The sequence below is a fragment of the Pseudomonas sp. PvP027 genome, assembly GCF_017833005.1.
GTDB lineage: Bacteria > Pseudomonadota > Gammaproteobacteria > Pseudomonadales > Pseudomonadaceae > Aquipseudomonas > Aquipseudomonas congelans.
Map to the genome: position 1 here is coordinate 4,683,384 of NZ_JAFIBK010000001.1, position 17,317 is coordinate 4,700,700.

9 protein-coding genes are annotated in these 17,317 nt (G+C 59.9%); 6 read left to right on the forward strand and 3 right to left on the reverse strand.

Features of this window, described 5'->3' with window-relative positions; all coding sequences use genetic code 11:
• Nucleotides 1–9: 9 nt before the first annotated feature.
• Both JOE33_RS20355 and rapA read right to left on the reverse strand, forming a co-directional pair.
• On the reverse strand, nucleotides 10–2,301 hold the full coding sequence (locus tag JOE33_RS20355) for a bifunctional diguanylate cyclase/phosphodiesterase (protein ID WP_010432475.1): 2,292 nt from the start codon (nucleotides 2,299–2,301) through the stop codon (nucleotides 10–12).
• Nucleotides 2,302–3,020: 719 nt separating this feature from the next.
• Entirely contained in the window at nucleotides 3,021–5,867 is a 2,847-nt protein-coding gene (gene rapA / locus JOE33_RS20360) for an RNA polymerase-associated protein RapA (RefSeq protein WP_010433357.1), read from the reverse strand.
• A gap of 233 nt (nucleotides 5,868–6,100) precedes the next feature.
• Between rapA and JOE33_RS20365 the strand changes: the two genes are divergently transcribed.
• Together JOE33_RS20365 and JOE33_RS20370 are read left to right on the forward strand one after the other, a co-directional pair.
• Complete coding sequence (locus JOE33_RS20365) at nucleotides 6,101–6,448, forward strand: hypothetical protein (RefSeq protein WP_010433360.1); 348 nt, start codon at nucleotides 6,101–6,103, stop codon at nucleotides 6,446–6,448.
• A 100-nt stretch (nucleotides 6,449–6,548) separates the two neighbouring features.
• Nucleotides 6,549–6,704 carry a hypothetical protein gene (locus tag JOE33_RS20370; RefSeq protein ID WP_010433362.1) on the forward strand — a complete coding sequence of 52 codons (156 nt, stop codon included), beginning with the start codon at nucleotides 6,549–6,551 and terminating at the stop codon, nucleotides 6,702–6,704.
• Nucleotides 6,705–6,949: 245 nt separating this feature from the next.
• Here JOE33_RS20370 and JOE33_RS20375 read toward each other — a convergent pair whose 3' ends face one another.
• Nucleotides 6,950–7,420: a MaoC family dehydratase gene (locus JOE33_RS20375; protein WP_010433364.1), complete on the reverse strand. Its 471-nt coding sequence runs from the start codon at nucleotides 7,418–7,420 to the stop codon at nucleotides 6,950–6,952.
• A 368-nt stretch (nucleotides 7,421–7,788) separates the two neighbouring features.
• On the opposite strand from JOE33_RS20375, the gene fadD2 reads away from it, so the two are divergent.
• The 4 genes from fadD2 (at nucleotide 7,789) to JOE33_RS20395 (ending at nucleotide 17,203) form a co-directional block, all read left to right on the forward strand.
• Nucleotides 7,789–9,477: a long-chain-fatty-acid--CoA ligase FadD2 gene (gene fadD2 / locus JOE33_RS20380; protein ID WP_010433367.1), complete on the forward strand. Its 1,689-nt coding sequence runs from the start codon at nucleotides 7,789–7,791 to the stop codon at nucleotides 9,475–9,477.
• Nucleotides 9,478–9,830: 353 nt separating this feature from the next.
• Entirely contained in the window at nucleotides 9,831–11,522 is a 1,692-nt protein-coding gene (fadD1, locus tag JOE33_RS20385; RefSeq protein ID WP_187625225.1) for a long-chain-fatty-acid--CoA ligase FadD1, read from the forward strand.
• A gap of 406 nt (nucleotides 11,523–11,928) precedes the next feature.
• Nucleotides 11,929–15,840: an ATP-dependent RNA helicase HrpA gene (gene hrpA, locus JOE33_RS20390; RefSeq protein ID WP_187625279.1), complete on the forward strand. Its 3,912-nt coding sequence runs from the start codon at nucleotides 11,929–11,931 to the stop codon at nucleotides 15,838–15,840.
• 241 nt (nucleotides 15,841–16,081) lie between these two features.
• The gene (locus JOE33_RS20395; protein WP_187625226.1) at nucleotides 16,082–17,203 is read left to right on the forward strand and encodes a beta-ketoacyl-ACP synthase III; all 1,122 of its coding nucleotides are present in this window, start codon (nucleotides 16,082–16,084) and stop codon (nucleotides 17,201–17,203) included.
• Nucleotides 17,204–17,317 lie beyond the last annotated feature (114 nt).

Consider the following 17,317-nt stretch of genomic DNA (forward strand, 5'->3'; position numbering starts at 1 on the left):
GCCGCCCCCTCAGGTACGCACAGGTCTGGGACTGGCAAAATCGTCATTGTCACGCAGTTCGGCAAACACATCCGGAGTGTCTGGTGTTTCGCTGTCCGACTCCTCGCTATGCTGTTTTGGCAGGGCAGACCAGCGTGTAGTGGGCTCGTGCTGGTTCATCTGTCTGGCAAGGGGCAAGATGCGCTCCAGCGGCTGGGGCCTGCTGAACAGATAACCTTGTACGTAATCACTGCCAAACTGCCTGAGAAACTCCAGTTGATCCTGGGTTTCGACGCCTTCCGTCACTACTTTCAAGCGCAACGTATGCGCCATGACGAGGATTGCCTGAACGATTTCCATGTCCTGCGGGGACTGCGGAATGTCGATAATGAACGAACGGTCGATCTTCAGCGTGTCCAGTGGCAGTCGTTTGAGATAGGCGAGCGACGAGTATCCCGTGCCGAAGTCGTCAATCGACAGTGAAACACCCAGGCTGCGAATGTGCTTGAGCATCTGGATGGTGTTGCTGATGTTGCCCATCAAGGCATTTTCGGTCACCTCCAGTTCAAGCTGTCCAGGTGCTGCGTCAGCATCGGCCAGCGCCCGCTCAACCTCTTCGACCAGTTCGTTGCGGCCCAGCGTCAGCGCTGAGCAGTTGACGGAGATGATCAGCTGTTCCAGCCCTTCCTGACGCAAAGTGCGCAGGTCGTGACAGGCGCGGCGCAGCACCCAGTTATCCAGCTCGGCAATCAGACCGTTAGTCTCGGCAATGCTGATGAAGCGCGCGGGTACCAGCAGGCCGTGGTGCGGGTGATTCCAGCGTACCAGCGCCTCGAGCTTGGCAACGTGGCCAGTGCGCATGTCGACGATAGGCTGGTAATACACCTGCAGTCCCTTGCCCTCGCGCAAGGCATTGCGCAGTTCTTCTTCCAGTTGCAGCTCCAGACTGGCCTTGGTCTTGAGCGCCGGGTTGAAGAAGTTGACACCGTTGCGCCCTTTTTCCTTTGACTGATAGAGCGCGAGGTCCGCGTGCTTGAGCAACTCATCGCAGGTCGAACCGTCACGCGGGAACACTGCAATACCGATACTGGTGGTCATGACCATGCGTCTTCCTGCCAGCGCGATGGTCTCCTTCATTTTTTGCATGACCCGATGGGCCAGGTGGCGTGCCTCTTCGTAGTCAGGAATGCTCAGCAGGATGCAGAATTCGTCGCCGCCGAAACGCGCTACCACGTCCTGAGCGCGGGTAGCATTGCGGATGCGCTCGGCGATCACCTTGAGCAGATCGTCACCTGCATCATGGCCCAGGCTGTCGTTGATGCGCTTGAAGTGGTCGATGTCCAGAAACATCACTGCAAGCATGCCGTTATTGTAGGTGTGCTCCTGCAGCTTCTCGGCGAAGATCTGATTGAAACCGCGGCGGTTGATCAGGTTGGTCAGCGGGTCGTAATGCGCAACCTGCTGAAGCGACACGCGTGCCTGATCCAGCTGGGTAAGCAGTGCATTGACCCGCTGCAGATCATGCTCCTTGCCTTGCAGTTTCTTGTCAGCCATTGCCGCGCTGATGCTGCCGGCGATGATCAGCAGGGCGATGGCCGCGATGGTAAGCCCCAGTTGTTGGCTGTTTTCGGTGGTGGGGCCGCTCAGCTCTATGCCTTCGGGGATCACCAACCGCAGCGCCTTCATGCCCATCAGGTGCATGGTCAGCAGGCCTGCACCCAGCAGAAGGCTGACCGCGTAACGGAACATCTGGTGAAACATGCCGTTGTACTGGCGCAAATGCCGGGACAGGGTCAGAAGCGCAATGCTGGAAAGAACCGCGACCAGGATCGACAGGGCAAACATCCGCGGCTCGTAGTACTGCTCAGCGGCGGAGCGCATGGCCGACATGCCCAGGTAGTGCATGACACTGATGCCGATCCCCATGACCACCGCACTGATCAGGCAGCGTCTCAGGGTCAGCTCCGGAATGGTCAGCGCCCGCATGGCCACGAACGCAGTGATCAACACGATCAGCAGGGAAATCAGCGTGATGGAAAGGTCGTAAGCGATTTTAAGTGGCGCCTGGAATGCCAGCATGCTGATGAAGTGCATCGCCCACACGCCACCGGCCAGGCATAGCGCGCCCAGCGCTTTCCAGAGGCGACGGCTTCTGAGGGCGTCGACCTGAATGACGCGGTCGGCAATGTCCAGCGTGGCAAAGCACGCAGCACAGGCCACGCCGTAAGCCAGCGCGACCAGAAACAGGTTATGACTACAGTCGATCAACAATTGCACGTCCGCTGGTGGGCCAGCGAATACGTTCAAACCCAGCCAATCCATAGCTTGCCCTATTCTCACTGCAAGGGCGCCAGGGCTGAAAGCCTGGCGTTGTAAGCTGAGTATAGAAGCTGTTTACAACCTGCCAATACACGAGGTGCCAATTTGGCATCAAAGTGATGGCTGGTGCGTCTGGGCTCTATGATTGGGAGGACGCAGAGCGTCCGGAAGGGCATGCCCACGCGGAGCATGGGCACGATAAGGGGTGTTGCGGATATCGGGAGCAGGGGCGCGGTTACGGTACACATCGTTCCTCACGCTCCAGCGTGGGAATGCCTTTCATGACGCTCTGCGTCATAGCGTGAGCAAGGGAGGACGCAGAGCGTCCGGAAAGGCATGCCCACGCGGAGCATGGGCACGATAGGGGGGGCGGATATCGCGCAGCAGGGGTTGCGGTTACGGTACACATCGTTCCTCACGCTCCAGCGTGGGAATGCCTTTCATGACGCTCTGCGTCATAGCGTGAGCAAGGGAGGACGCAGAGCGTCCGGAAAGGCATGCCCACGCGGAGCATGGGCACGATAAGTGTTGTTGCGGATATCGGGAGCAGGTGCACGACAGGGGTTGTTGCGGATATCGCGGAGCAGGGGCGTGGTTACGGGACACATCGTTCCTCACGCTCCAGCGTGGGAATGCCTTTCATGACGCTCTGCGTCTAGCCTGAGCAGGAGCGCCATGCCCATGCGGCGCATGGGCTTGGCAGGTGGGTGTGTAAGCGGTCTTCAGCCTGCGACCAGTACCCGAATCGCTTCCAGGCGCAGGGCCGCTTTTTCAAGCATAGCCAGCCCCTGTTCACGTTGAGTGCGCAGAGCGACCAGTTCACTGTCGCGCACGGTCGGGTTGACCGCTTGCAATGCCGTCAGGCGCGCCAGTTCTTCTTCGGTATCGGCTGCCAGGCGGCGCTGAGCTTCGGCAACGCGCTCTGCGTGCTTCGGCGTGATTTTCTCTTCGCCCGCGTTGATTCTCGGGGTCAGTTGGTCACGTTGTGCCTGGATGAACTTGTTGGCGCTGGCGCGGGGCACACTTTCGAGCTGATCATTGAGCGTGTTGAACGAGACACGGCCGGCCAGATCGTTGCCATTCGGGTCGAGCAGGCAGCGCAGCGCGGCAGGCGGCAGATAACGTCCCAGCTGCAGCGAGCGAGGCGCAACCACTTCGCTGACGTAGATCAGTTCCAGCAGAACGGTGCCCGGCTTGAGCGCCTTATTCTTGATCAGTGCCACGGCGGTGTTACCCATCGAGCCGGACAGCACCAGATCCATGCCGCCTTGCACCATCGGGTGCTCCCAGGTGATGAACTGCATGTCCTCGCGGGACAGCGCCTGATTGCGGTCGTAGGTGATGGTCACGCCTTCGTCGTCGCCCAGCGGGAAGCTGGCGTCGAGCATCTTTTCACTCGGTTTGAGGATCAGGGCGTTTTCCGAATGGTCCTCGCTGTCGATGCCAAACGCGTCGAACAGGGTTTCCATGTAGATCGGCAGGCTGAACTGATCGTCCTGGTCGAGGATCGCTTCGACCAGCGCTTCGCCTTCGCCAGCACCGCCGGAATTGAGTTCCAGCAGGCGGTCGCGACCGGTATGCAGTTCGCTTTCCAGACGTTCGCGTTCGCTGCGTGCCTCATCGATCAGGGTTTGCCACTCGTCGTCGTCACCGCTTTCCAGCAGCGGCAGCAGGCGCGGGCCGAATTGATGTTGCAGGGCGTTGCCGGTCGGGCAGGTATTGAGGAACGCATTGAGCGCTTCGTGATACCACTGGAACAGGCGTGCCTGCGGACTGGTTTCCAGGAAAGGTACATGCAGCTCGATGGTGTGCTTCTGGCCGATCCGGTCCAGACGCCCGATACGCTGCTCCAGCAAGTCCGGGTGCGACGGCAGATCGAACAGGACCAGATGGTGGGAGAACTGGAAGTTGCGGCCTTCGCTGCCGATTTCCGAACAGATCAGCACCTGGGCGCCAAACTCTTCGTCGGCAAAGTAGGCCGCCGCACGGTCGCGCTCGAGGATGTTCATGCCTTCGTGGAAAACCGTGGCAGGAATACCGGAACGCACACGCAGCGCATCTTCCAGGTCCATGGCGGTTTCGGCGTGGGCACAGATGACCAGCACCTTGACGCGCTTGAGCATTTTCAGGGTATCGATCAGCCAATCGACGCGTGGGTCGAAGCGCCACCAGCGCTCTTCTTCGCTGACTTCCGACTGCGACTGGAAGCTGACTTCCGGGTAAAGATCGGCGTGCTCGCCGACCGGCAATTCGAGGTATTCGACGGGGCAGGGCAGCGGATATTGATGCAGCTTGCGCTCCGGGAAGCCCTGCACGGCGGCACGGGTGTTGCGGAACAGCACGCGGCCGGTGCCATGACGGTCCAGCAGTTCGCGAATCAGACGCGATTTGGCTTCTTCGTCGCCGGTATTCACCGAGGCCAGCAGCGAATCGCCTTCGGCACCCAGGAAACCGTGAATGGTTTCTTGTGCTGCAGCGGATAGCTTGCCCTTGTCGAGCAGCTCCTGAACGGCCTGGGCCACCGGGCGATAGTTCTCGCTCTCGGCGCGGAAGGCCTTGAGGTCGTGGAAACGGTTCGGGTCCAGCAGGCGCAGACGGGCAAAGTGGCTGTCCTGACCCAGCTGTTCCGGTGTCGCGGTCAGCAGCAGTACGCCGGCAATGACTTCGGCCAGCTGTTCGACCAGCGAGTATTCGCGGCTGGCCTTATCTTCGTGCCAGACCAGGTGGTGCGCTTCGTCAACCACCATCAGGTCCCAGCCTGCCGCAAACAGGGCGTCCTGGGCTTTTTCGTCTTCGACCAGCCATTCCAGGGCAACCAGCGCGAGCTGGGTGTCTTCGAACGGGTTGCCGGCATCACTTTCCATGAAGCGCTCGGCGTCGAACAGCGCGACCTGCAGATTGAAGCGCCGACGCATTTCCACCAGCCACTGGTGCTGCAGGTTTTCCGGGACCAGGATCAGTACGCGGTTGGCGCGGCCCGACAGCAGCTGGCGGTGGATCACCAGACCGGCTTCGATGGTTTTGCCCAGGCCCACTTCGTCGGCCAGCAGAACGCGTGGCGCGATGCGGTCTGCAACTTCACGAGCGATGTGCAACTGGTGGGCGATAGGCTGTGCCCGCACGCCACCCAGACCCCAGAGCGAGGACTGCAACTGGCGGCTGGTGTGCTCGAGCGTGTTGTAGCGCAGCGAAAACCATGACAACTGGTCGATCTGGCCGGCGAACAGACGGTCGGTAGCCAGGCGGAACTGGATGAAGTTCGACAGCTGGGTTTCCGGCAGCGTGACCACTTCGTTCTGCGCGTTCAGGCCGTGGTAGACCAGCAGACCATCGACATCGTCGACTTCGCGAACGGTCATTTTCCAGTTTTCGAAGTGCGTGATCACGTCGCCAGGGGAGAAGCGCACGCGGGTCAGCGGCGCATTACGCAGTGCGTACTGACGTGTTTCGCCAGTGGCCGGATAGAGCACGGTCAACAAGCGGCCGTCCTGTGCCAGAACGGTGCCCAAACCCAGCTCGGCTTCGCTGTCACTAATCCAGCGTTGCCCCGGTTGATACTGCTGCGCCATGCTGCCTGTCTCCCGCTTGAAAAAGCTGAGTATGTTAACGGAACGCGCCCCGAAGGCCAAAGGCAGCGTGAAAAAACTCATGGTCAGCGCCGGAACCTATCGAATTTTTGGTTCCATGACACTTATTTCACTGAGAGCAGTCAAAAAAGATCTTATAAACCATCACTGGCTATTTCAGCCCGGTTCAAGTTGCCTCGTGCACGGCCGAAACCCCGGTAAGAGGAGATAAAACCATGCTGCAACCTATGCTTCCGTTAAGTGTGGTGCCTGTGACATCACAGCTGGATCCGGCCAAGCGCATGCCGGACATTCCGCCTGTCGCGCCAGTGCAGGAGAGCTCCAGCGAGACCTCTATCGACCTGCGCAATGAAGATACTGAGCGCAGCGCGTTGCTGTTGCGTGAAGAGCAACAGCGCCAGCAGCAACAGCAGCAGGCTCAAGGTCATGGCGGGGGCGAGGCTGAGGAATACCAGGGGCTTGTTGTTCCAGGTGATTCGCTGAATGCCGACAACACCGTACCGGTCGTACCGCTCATCGACGACGAGCCGCGCCAGGGGCTTTGGGTGGATATTCAGATCTGATCGCCGCATCGCCCATGTCTGTACTGGTCACGGCACTGGTCAGGGCTGCTGCGATTGAGCATTATTGGCCCTGATTTCCCGTGTTCGAGAACCGCAAGCCATGAGTGACGATGCACAACTGATCGACCTGGGTGCCGAGCGCGCCAAGCGTATTCACGATCTGAATGACAAGCGTCTCAACGAGGTACGCAACGCCTTCGAACAGGCGATGCCGTTGAGCGGCAAAAAACCGAAGAAAAAGCCCAAAAAACGCTGACACCCGACCTGTATGTCGACGTTCGTCAGTGATCCCGCGTGCCCGCCCGACAGGCACCCGGCTAACTGATCTGGATCAACCCGCCTGCGTGCAATCTTGATTAAGCTGAGCCCATCGAGTACCGGACTCACCGCCTGAAAGGTCAGGCCGGCAGGGCTCTCGGCCACTCACACATGAGCACGCAAGGCACTTGGGGCGACTTCGGTCGCCCTTTTTTTTGCCTATATCATTTGGCGTGCCGGTTTTCAGCCGAAGGTGATGGTTGGCAATACGGTCAGATCGACGGTCTGCTGCTTGCGCGGGGCGAGGATTTCAGCTTCGCCATCAACGACCAGTTCATCGTTCTGGTTAAAGACGCGGGTGGCGATGCGCACGCGGAATTTAGGCAGTTTTTCCAGGATTTCCAGGCGCACAGTCAGGGTGTCGCCCAGTTTGACCGGCTTCTGGAAGGTCATCTGCTGACCGATATAAATGGTGCCCGGGCCAGGCAACTCACACGCAACCGCCGCACTGATCAGCGCGCCGCTGAACATGCCGTGAGCAATACGCTCCTTGAACATGGTCTTGGAGGCGTATTCGGCGTCCAGGTGGACCGGGTTGTGGTCACCGGACATGGCGGCGAACAGTTGAATGTCACGCTCTTCCACTGTCTTGCTGTAGCTGGCGGTCTGACCGACTTCAAGGGCTTCGTAAGGCGTGTTGGTGACTTGAGTCATGTGGCTGTCCTGACAATAAAAATGAATTGAAGCGCGCCGGTTCGTGCAATCCGACCTGGCCTTGATTTGTAACACTTGATGACCTGTCGCCGCCAATGCGCGGACAAGATCATTCAGACGCTTGCTGGCGCTCCCCGGATCACATTCAAGGCAAATAATAAGCAAACGTCGTGTGAATAAGGCTGTTGCGCTATCGGGTAAGTGTCTTTGCCAGCCCGATTGCCGTGCGCAGTGTATCGCCGGCGACAGATTTCAGTCTGAACAGAGACAAGATTCATGCTGCTGATGAGGCCCGGACGATTATTTGCCTGCGGCGCTTTAACTGCTAACGTCCGCCCAGACCTATGCAGGGAAAAAGGATAAAAATAATGCAAGCTGATTTCTGGGATGACAAGCGGCCGGCGGGTGTCGACGCCGAGGTGGATCTGCAGACCTACCAATCGGTCGTCGAGGTGTTCGAGCGCTGCTGCAGGAAGTTCGCCGACCGACCTGCGTTCAGCAACATGGGCGTGACGCTGACCTACGCGGAACTCGAGCGTCACTCCGCCGCCTTTGCCGCCTATTTGCAGCAGCACACGCAACTGGTACCGGGTGACCGCATTGCCGTACAGATGCCCAATATCCTGCAATACCCCATCGCAGTATTCGGTGCGATGCGTGCCGGTCTGACAGTGGTCAACACCAACCCGCTGTACACCGCGCGCGAGATGCGCCATCAATTCAAGGACTCTGGTGCCAGGGCGCTGGTCTACCTCAACCTGTTCGGCAAGCTGGTGCAGGAAGTGCTGCCGGACACGGCCATCGAATACCTGATCGAAGTGAAAATGGGCGACATGCAGTCGGCGGCCAAGGGCTGGCTGGTCAATACCATTGTCGACAAGGTCAAGAAGATGGTCCCTGAATTCCATCTGCCTCAGGCCGTCGGCTTCAAGCGGACGCTGCGCCTGGGGCGCGACAGCCGCATGCAGGTCGTACCGCGGGGGCTGCAGGATGTTGCCGTTCTGCAGTACACCGGTGGCACCACGGGGCTGGCCAAGGGCGCGATGCTCACTCACGGCAACCTGGTCGCCAACATGCAGCAAGTCTATGCCTGCATGCGCCAGCACGGTCCGCAAGGCGAATCGCTGTTTGAAGAAGGCAAAGAGGTGATGATCGCGCCGCTGCCGCTCTATCACATCTACGCGTTCACAGCGAACTGCATGTGCATGATGATCAGCGGCAATCACAACATCCTGATTACCAATCCTCGCGATATCGGCGGCTTCATCAAGGAACTGGGCAAGTGGAAGTTCACTGCCATGATCGGCCTCAACACGCTGTTCGTGGCGCTCATGAACCATCCGGAATTCAAGAACCTGGATTTCTCGACGCTGAAAAGCACCAACTCCGGCGGCACTGCGCTGGTCAAGGCCACGGCCGAGCGCTGGGCGCAGATCACCGGCTGCACGATCGTCGAAGGTTACGGCCTGACCGAGACGTCGCCTGTCGCCAGTGCCAATCCCTACGGCGCTCTGGCGCGCCTTGGAACCGTGGGTATTCCCGTACCTGGCACCGCGATGAAAGTCATCGATGACAATGGCCTCGAATTGCCTTTCGGTGAGCGTGGCGAGCTGTGCATCAAGGGGCCGCAGGTCATGAAAGGCTACTGGAACCAGCCTGAGGCCACTGCCGAGTGCCTGGATGCCGAAGGCTGGTTCAAGACCGGTGACATTGCAGTGATTGGCGCTGACGGTTTCGTCAGCATCGTCGACCGCAAGAAAGACCTGATCATCGTGTCCGGCTTCAATGTCTACCCCAACGAAATCGAAGACGTGGTCATGGCCCATCCGAAAGTCGCCAACTGCGCCTGTATCGGCGTGCCGGACGAGCGCTCGGGGGAGGCGGTGAAGCTGTTCGTGGTGGCGCGAGACCCGGGGCTGAGCATCGAAGAGCTCAAGGCCTTTTGCAAAGAGAATTTCACCGGCTACAAGGTGCCCCGGCAGATTGTTCTGCGTGATTCGTTGCCGATGACACCGGTGGGCAAGATTTTGCGACGGGAGCTTCGGGACATCACCTGACCCTTTAATCGTCTCCATGTGTGTACCTGACCCCGTTTGCAGGCTGCTGCAAACGGGGTCGGTTTTTTCATAAATCGACGATTATGCCGATTGAACGCTCTGGTCCGGTACTTTCACGGCGATGATGAAAATTTATTAAATGTATTTAAAGTGACCGTTTGTTATTCGCTGGTCGCATTAGTGACTGTGCGGCCTGCTTCTGCCTCTAGTCGGCCTTTGGCAAAGCTGCTACTCTCGGCGCGCTTTTTGATCAGTCATAAAGCGAAAAAAGCGTCTACTGCATAATTCCAAGCACAAGAAAATCATCGCTTCAGGCGATGTGAAGAATTCGCTATCGCTACGGAGCCGACTGAATGATTGATAACTTCTGGAAGGACAAGTACCCGTCCGGTATCCCTGCCGATATCAACCCCGACGAGTACCCTAACGTCCAGGCGGTCCTGAAGCAGTCCTGCCAGCGCTTCGCCGACCAACCGGCGTTCAGCAACCTGGGCAAGACCATCACCTACGGCGAACTGTACGAGCTGTCCGGCGCGTTTGCCGCCTGGATCCAGCAACATACCGACCTGCAGCCGGGTGACCGTATCGCCGTGCAGCTACCCAACGTATTGCAGTACCCGATTGCCGTCTTTGGTGCGATTCGCGCCGGGCTGATCGTGGTCAACACCAACCCGCTGTACACCGCGCGGGAAATGGAACACCAGTTCAACGACTCCGGTGCCAAGGCGCTGGTGTGTCTGGTAAACATGGCCCATCTGGCCGAGAAGGTCGTACCCAAGACGCAGATCAGGCAGGTGATTGTCACCGAAGTGGCCGACATGCTGTCGCCGTTCAAGCGCTTGCTGATCAACAGCGTCATCAAGTACGTAAAGAAGATGGTCCCGGCCTATCACTTGCCCAAAGCCATCAAATTCAACGATGTGCTTGGCAAGGGCCGTGGTCAGCCAGTCACCGACGTGTCGCCTGGGAGCGCTGATGTTGCCGTGCTGCAGTACACCGGCGGCACCACCGGCGTGGCCAAGGGTGCAATGCTGACGCACCGCAACCTGATCGCCAACATGCTGCAATGCCGGGCGCTGATGGCGTCAAATCTGGGCGAAGGCTGTGAAATCATCATCACGCCGCTGCCGCTCTATCACATCTATGCCTTCACCTTTCATTGCATGGCGATGATGCTGCTCGGCAATCACAACATCCTGATCAGCAACCCGCGTGACCTGCCGGCCATGGTAAAGGAGCTTTCGAAATGGAAGTTCAGCGGCTTTGTCGGCCTTAACACGCTGTTCGTGGCCCTGTGCAATAGCGAAGGCTTCCGCAACCTCGATTTCTCGGCGTTGAAAGTCACCTTGTCCGGCGGCATGGCCTTGCAGCAGGCCGCCGCCGAGCGCTGGAAGCAGGTGACCGGCTGCCAGGTCTGCGAAGGCTATGGCATGACCGAAACCAGCCCGGTGGCCACGGTCAATCCCGCTCAGGACGTGCAGATGGGCAGCATCGGCATTCCCGTACCCTCGACCCTGTGCAAGGTCATCGACGATGCGGGCAACGAGCTGGCGTTCGGTGAAACCGGCGAGCTGTGCATCAAGGGGCCGCAGGTCATGAAAGGCTACTGGCAGCGCCAGGAAGCGACCGATGAAATGATCGACAGCGAAGGCTGGCTGAAGACCGGCGACATCGCGATCATCCAGCCTGATGGCTACATCCGGATCGTCGATCGCAAGAAAGACATGATCCTGATCTCCGGTTTCAACGTGTACCCCAACGAACTGGAAGACGTGCTGGCGACACTGCCCGGCGTGCTTCAGTGCGCCGCGATCGGCGTACCGGACGAGAAGTCGGGCGAGACCATCAAGGTCTTCGTGGTGGCCAAACCGGGCGTTACCCTGACCAAGGATCAGGTCATGGAGCACATGCGCGCCAACCTGACCGGCTATAAAGTGCCGCGCAGCGTCGAATTCCGCGACGTGCTGCCGACCACCAACGTCGGCAAGATCCTGCGTCGCGAGCTGCGTGATGAAGAATTGAAGAAACTGGGTGTGAAGAAGTAAGGCAGGCCAGACCCCGGATTGACGTTCATTTCCACGCCAGGCACATCGTCACGAGAAGTGTTCTCCCGAACACCTCTCGTTCCTCACGCTCCGCGTGGGAATGCCTTTCGTGACGCTCTGCGTCACACGCTAAAGCGCTGTACCAGATGCCGGCACCACTAAAGCCTGAGTTTCGTTTATGCGCGCGGTCTCGCCAGACTGAAGATTTGTGACGCAGAGCGTCACGAACTGCATGCCAACGCGGAGCATTGGCACGATAGGCAGTCAGATTTGTGCATGGATCTGAGCGCCAGGGGGAGTCCAGTGGATGATACTGCGTACTGCCCGAACTTCAGACCATCGTCACGACCCACCGCAATCTGCGACAATCCGCATCTGCCATTTGAAAAAAGACCCTGCGCGCCTGATGACCGAAGAATCGCCCTCTATCGACCAACTTCTGAAAAACCTCGACCAAGCGATGATCAGCGAACGTCATCGTCTGCGCCGTCAGTTGCACGATCTGCGCAAAAAGCCCGACGAGGCGAAGCTGGCGCAGTGGGTTGCGCGCGTTCAGGCGTCCTGCGCGCAGGTCACGGCGCGGCGTGAAAGTGTGCCGGCGATCCGTTATGACGATAACCTGCCCATCGCTGCCAAGCGTGACGAGATCAAGGAAGCGCTGCTCAAGCACCAGGTGCTGATCATTGCGGGCGAGACCGGCTCCGGCAAGACCACCCAGTTACCGAAAATCTGTCTGGAAATCGGGCGCGGTCAGCACGGTCTGATCGGTCATACCCAGCCGCGCCGGATCGCCGCTCGCAGCGTGGCCAGCCGGGTTGCCGAGGAAATCGGCACGCCGCTGGGTGCGCTGGTCGGCTATCAGGTGCGTTTCGAGGACCAGAGCGACAGCAATACCCTGATCAAACTGATGACCGACGGCATTCTGCTGGCTGAAACCCAGCATGACCGTTTTCTTGAACGCTACGACACGATCATCGTCGACGAAGCCCACGAACGCAGCCTGAACATCGACTTCCTGCTGGGTTACCTGAAAACCCTGTTGCCGCGTCGTCCGGACCTGAAGGTCATCATCACTTCCGCGACCATCGACCTGCAGCGCTTTTCCGAGCACTTCAACGATGCACCGGTGATTGAAGTGTCCGGGCGTACCTTCCCCGTGGACGTCTGGTATCGGCCGCTGACCAGCGAGCAGGACGAAGACGGCAACAGCGTCGAAGAGGACCTGACCGTCGATCAGGCGATTCTGGCCACGCTGGACGAGCTTGCGGCTTTCGAGCGCAGCGAGCGCAAGAGCCCTGGCGATGTGCTGGTGTTCCTGCCCGGCGAGCGCGAGATCCGCGATGCCGCCGAGGTGCTGCGCAAGGCGCAGCTCAGGCATACCGAGATTCTGCCGCTCTACGCGCGCCTCTCGCCGGCCGAGCAGCAGCGTATCTTTCAGTCGCATCCCGGTCGGCGTGTGGTGCTGGCGACCAACGTTGCTGAAACCTCGCTGACCGTGCCGGGCATCCGTTACGTGATCGACACCGGCACCGCACGCATCAGTCGCTACAGCTATCGCGCCAAGGTCCAGCGCCTGCCGATCGAGGCGGTGTCGCAGGCCAGCGCCAACCAGCGCAAAGGCCGTTGCGGGCGGGTCGAGCCCGGTCTTTGCGTGCGTCTGTACAGCGAAGAGGATTTCAACGGTCGGCCGGAATTCACCGACCCCGAGATCCTGCGCACCAACCTGGCTGCGGTCATCCTGCAGATGCTGCACCTGCGTCTGGGCGAGATTACCGACTTCCCGTTTATCGAGCCGCCGGACGGCAAGGCGATCAGCGACGGTTTCTACCTGTTGCAGGAGCTATCGGCGGTCAACCGCGAAAATCAGCTGACCCCGCTGGGCCGTCAACTGGCGCGTCTGCCGGTCGACCCGCGCATGGGCCGCATGCTGCTGGAAGCCGCGAAGCAGGGCAGTCTGCAGGAAGTGCTGATCGTTGCCAGCGCCATGTCGGTACAGGACGTGCGCGAGCGTCCGCCAGAGCGTCAGCAGGCAGCGGATCAGGCCCACGCGCAATGGAAGGATGCCGACTCGGACTTCGCCGGGATGGTCAATCTATGGCGCGGCTTCGAAGAGCAGCGCCAGACCCTGACCGCCAGCCCGTTGCGTAACTGGTGCCGGCGCAATTTTCTGAATTACCTGCGCCTGCGGGAATGGCGCGATTCCCATCGGCAATTGAGCCTGATCTGTCGCGACCTGCAACTGACGGTCAACAAGGACCCTGCCGATTACCCGAAATTTCACAAGGCCATTCTCTCCGGTCTGCTGAGTCAGATCGGGCAAAAGACCGACGAGGGCGATTACCTCGGCGCCCGGCAGCGGCGCTTCTGGATTCACCCGTCCTCCGGGTTGGGCAAGAAGCGTCCACAGTGGCTGATGACCGCCGAACTGGTGGAAACCACCAAGCTGTACGCGCGCATGGTCGCCAAGATCGATTCGGACTGGATCGAGCCGCTGGCCGGCCACCTGATCAAGAAAAATCACTTCGAGCCGCACTGGGAGAAGAAGCGCGGGCAGGTCGTGGCGTTCGAACAGATCACCCTGTTCGGCCTGATCGTGGTCGGCCGTCGTCCGGTGCATTTCGGGCCCATCGACCCGGTGGTCTCGCGCGAGCTGTTCATCCGTGAAGGCCTGGTGCGGGGCGATATCCTGTCGCGGGCCAAGTGCCTGAGCGCCAATACCCGCTTGCTGGAACAGCTCGACGAACTGGAAGCCAAGGCTCGACGTCGCGATATTCTGGCTGACGAAGACACCCTGTACAGCTTCTATGAAGCGCGCATTCCGGCCGAGATTCATCAGACGGCCACGTTCGACAGCTGGTACAAGACCGAAAGCCAGAAGAATCCGCAGCTGCTGATCATGCGCGAAGAGGACGTGCTGGCTCGCGAGGCCAGCGAAGTCACCGCCGCGCAGTATCCGGACACCTTGCGGCTGGGCGACCTGAGCCTGTCGCTGAGCTACCACTTCGAACCCAATCACCCGCGTGACGGCGTGACCATGCGCGTTCCCGCGCCGTTGTTGCTGTCGCTGCCTGCCGAGCGCCTTGAGTGGCTGGTGCCGGGGTTGCTCGAGACCAAGTGCATCGCGCTGGTCCGCAACCTGCCCAAGGCGGTGCGCAAGAACTTCGTGCCGGTCCCGGACTTCATAAAGGCGGCGTTGCAGCGCATGACCTTTGGCGAGGGCTCGCTGCCTCAGGCGCTGGGCCGTGAACTGCTGCGCATGACCGGCGTACGAGTCAGCGACGAAGCCTGGGCCGAGGCGGCACAGCAGCTTGAAGGCCACCTGAAGATGAACCTGGAAATCGTCGATGGCAGCGGCAAGTTTCTCGGCGAGGGACGTGATCTGGCCGAGCTGACGGCGCGTTTCGCCGAGGCGAGCCAGGCCGCGCTGGCCGTGCCGCAAACCGCGAAAAGCCAGCAGCCGGTGCAGGCCAAGGCTTTCGCTGCGGTGGCGCAGAAAACCCAGCAGAACATCGCCGGGCTGTCGATGACGGTTTATCCGGCGCTGGTCGAAGAGGGCGGCGCGGTCAAGGAAGGCCGGTTCTCGACGCAGGCCGAGGCCGAGTATCAGCATCGCCGTGCCTTGCAGCGTTTGCTGTTGCAGCAGTTGGCCGAACCCGCCAAGTTTCTACGCAACAAATTGCCGGGGCAGACCGAGCTGGCTCTGCTGCATCGCGAACTGGGGCGCATCGATGCGTTGATCGAAGACATCCTGCTGGCCAGCCTCGACAGTTGCGTGCTGGAAGGTGAAGCCGAGCTGCCGCGCGACGGTGCCGGTCTGCTGTCGCTGGCTGAGCGCAAGCGCGCCGACTGGACCGAGCATGCCGAGCGGCTTGCAAAGCTGACGCTGGAAATCCTCAAGCTGTGGCACGGTCTGCAAAAGCGCTTCAAAGGCAAGATTGACCTGTCCCAGGCCGTGGCGCTCAACGACATCAAGGCGCAACTGAGCAAGCTGGTGTACCCCGGATTCGTCCGTGATACCCCGGCGGTGTGGCTCAAGGAACTGCCGCGTTACCTGAAAGCCATCGAGATGCGCCTGGAAAAACTGCCGGCTCAGGTGCAGAAGGACCGGGTGTGGAGCATCGAACTGGCAGGTCTGTGGGCGCAATATCAGGCACGCGCCGACAAGCACGCTCAAGAGGGCAAGCGCGACCCGGAACTGGCGCTGTACCGCTGGTGGATGGAGGAATACCGCGTCTCGCTGTTCGCCCAGCAACTGGGCACGAAAATGCCGGTGTCGGACAAACGGTTGAGCAAGCAGTGGAGTCAGGTGGAGAGCTGATCCGCTGCTTCACGTCGCGAAGTAAATGGCGTCTATCGAGCCTATATTCATTGGCCCGATAGCGCCAAAACCGGGCTCTGTGGCACACTCCGCGCCTGTCTTCACCGTGTCATGAAATGCTGCTCCCGATTGCGGGCAGCTTTTACAGTCGCACTGGTACGTGGGTCCCAAAAAGCAGTGGGCCTTCAGCTGCCGTGCCTGAGCAGGTCATTACCTGCAACTCAATAAGAGAGGAACGACCGTGCACAACGTCGTCATCAGCGGCACAGGCCTGTTTACCCCGGCCAACAGCATCTCCAACGAAGAGCTGGTGCAGTCTTTCAATGCCTATGTTGCACAGTTCAACAGCGATAACGCCGCCGCCATCGAACGTGGTGAAGTGCAGGCGCTGAGTGAATCCAGCGCCGCTTTCATCGAAAAGGCTTCGGGTATCAAAAGCCGCTTCGTCATGGACAAGGAGGGCATTCTCGATCCGCTGCGCATGAAGCCCAACCTGCCGGAGCGCAGCAATGACGAATGGTCGATCCTCTGTGAGATGGGTGTAGCTGCCGCCAGGCAGGCGCTGCAACGCGCGGGCAAAACCGCTGCCGACATCGACGGTGTCATCGTTGCCTGCTCCAACCTGCAGCGGGCCTACCCGGCGATCTCCATCGAGATTCAGCAGGCGCTGGGTGTCGCCGGTTACGGGTTTGACATGAACGTAGCCTGCTCGTCGGCCACCTTCGGCATTCAGGCGGCCTGCAACAGCGTACAACTGGGTCAGGCCCGCGCCTTGCTGGTGATCAGCCCGGAAATCTGCACCGCACACCTTAATTTCCGTGACCGTGACAGCCACTTCATCTTTGGTGACGGCGCCACTGCGGTGGTGGTCGAGCGTGCCGACCTTGCCACGTCGCCGCACCAGTTCGATATCGTCAGCACCCGGCTGCTGACCCAGTTCTCCAACAACATCCGCAACAATTTCGGCTTCCTCAACCGTACCGCGGAGGAGGGCCAGAACGCGCCGGACAAGCTCTTCGTGCAGGAAGGCCGCAAGGTCTTCCGCGAGGTCTGCCCGATGGTCGCCGAGCTGGTCGCTGCGCATTTGCAGGACAACGGCATCAACATCACCGACGTCAAACGCTTCTGGCTGCATCAGGCCAACCTGAGCATGAACCATCTGATCGTCAAGAAGCTGCTGGGCCGCGACGCGACGGTCGAAGAAGCGCCGGTGATTCTCGACACCTACGGCAATACCAGCTCGGCGGGTTCGGTGATTGCGTTTCACACCTATCAGGATGACTTGCCGCAAGGCGCGCTGGCGGTACTCAGTTCGTTTGGCGCCGGTTATTCGATCGGCAGCGTGATCCTGCGCAAGCGCTGATCGCGTGCGACGGGTAGCGCTCTTGAGACGAGCGCTACCTGTCATATCCCGTTATGTCATGTGCAGGCCATTGGGTCTTTATCGTGTTGGCTATCCACAAAGCCATTAGCGGTA

Bases quoted from the DNA above. Each gene is read 5' to 3' on its own strand.
- JOE33_RS20355 (WP_010432475.1), bottom strand. From the start codon at position 2,301: ATGGATTGGCTGGGTTTGAACGTATTCGCTGGCCCACCAGCGGACGTG.
- rapA (WP_010433357.1), bottom strand. From the start codon at position 5,867: ATGGCGCAGCAGTATCAACCGGGGCAACGCTGGATTAGTGACAGCGAA.
- JOE33_RS20365 (WP_010433360.1), top strand. From the start codon at position 6,101: ATGCTGCAACCTATGCTTCCGTTAAGTGTGGTGCCTGTGACATCACAG.
- JOE33_RS20370 (WP_010433362.1), top strand. From the start codon at position 6,549: ATGAGTGACGATGCACAACTGATCGACCTGGGTGCCGAGCGCGCCAAG.
- JOE33_RS20375 (WP_010433364.1), bottom strand. From the start codon at position 7,420: ATGACTCAAGTCACCAACACGCCTTACGAAGCCCTTGAAGTCGGTCAG.
- fadD2 (WP_010433367.1), top strand. From the start codon at position 7,789: ATGCAAGCTGATTTCTGGGATGACAAGCGGCCGGCGGGTGTCGACGCC.
- fadD1 (WP_187625225.1), top strand. From the start codon at position 9,831: ATGATTGATAACTTCTGGAAGGACAAGTACCCGTCCGGTATCCCTGCC.
- hrpA (WP_187625279.1), top strand. From the start codon at position 11,929: ATGACCGAAGAATCGCCCTCTATCGACCAACTTCTGAAAAACCTCGAC.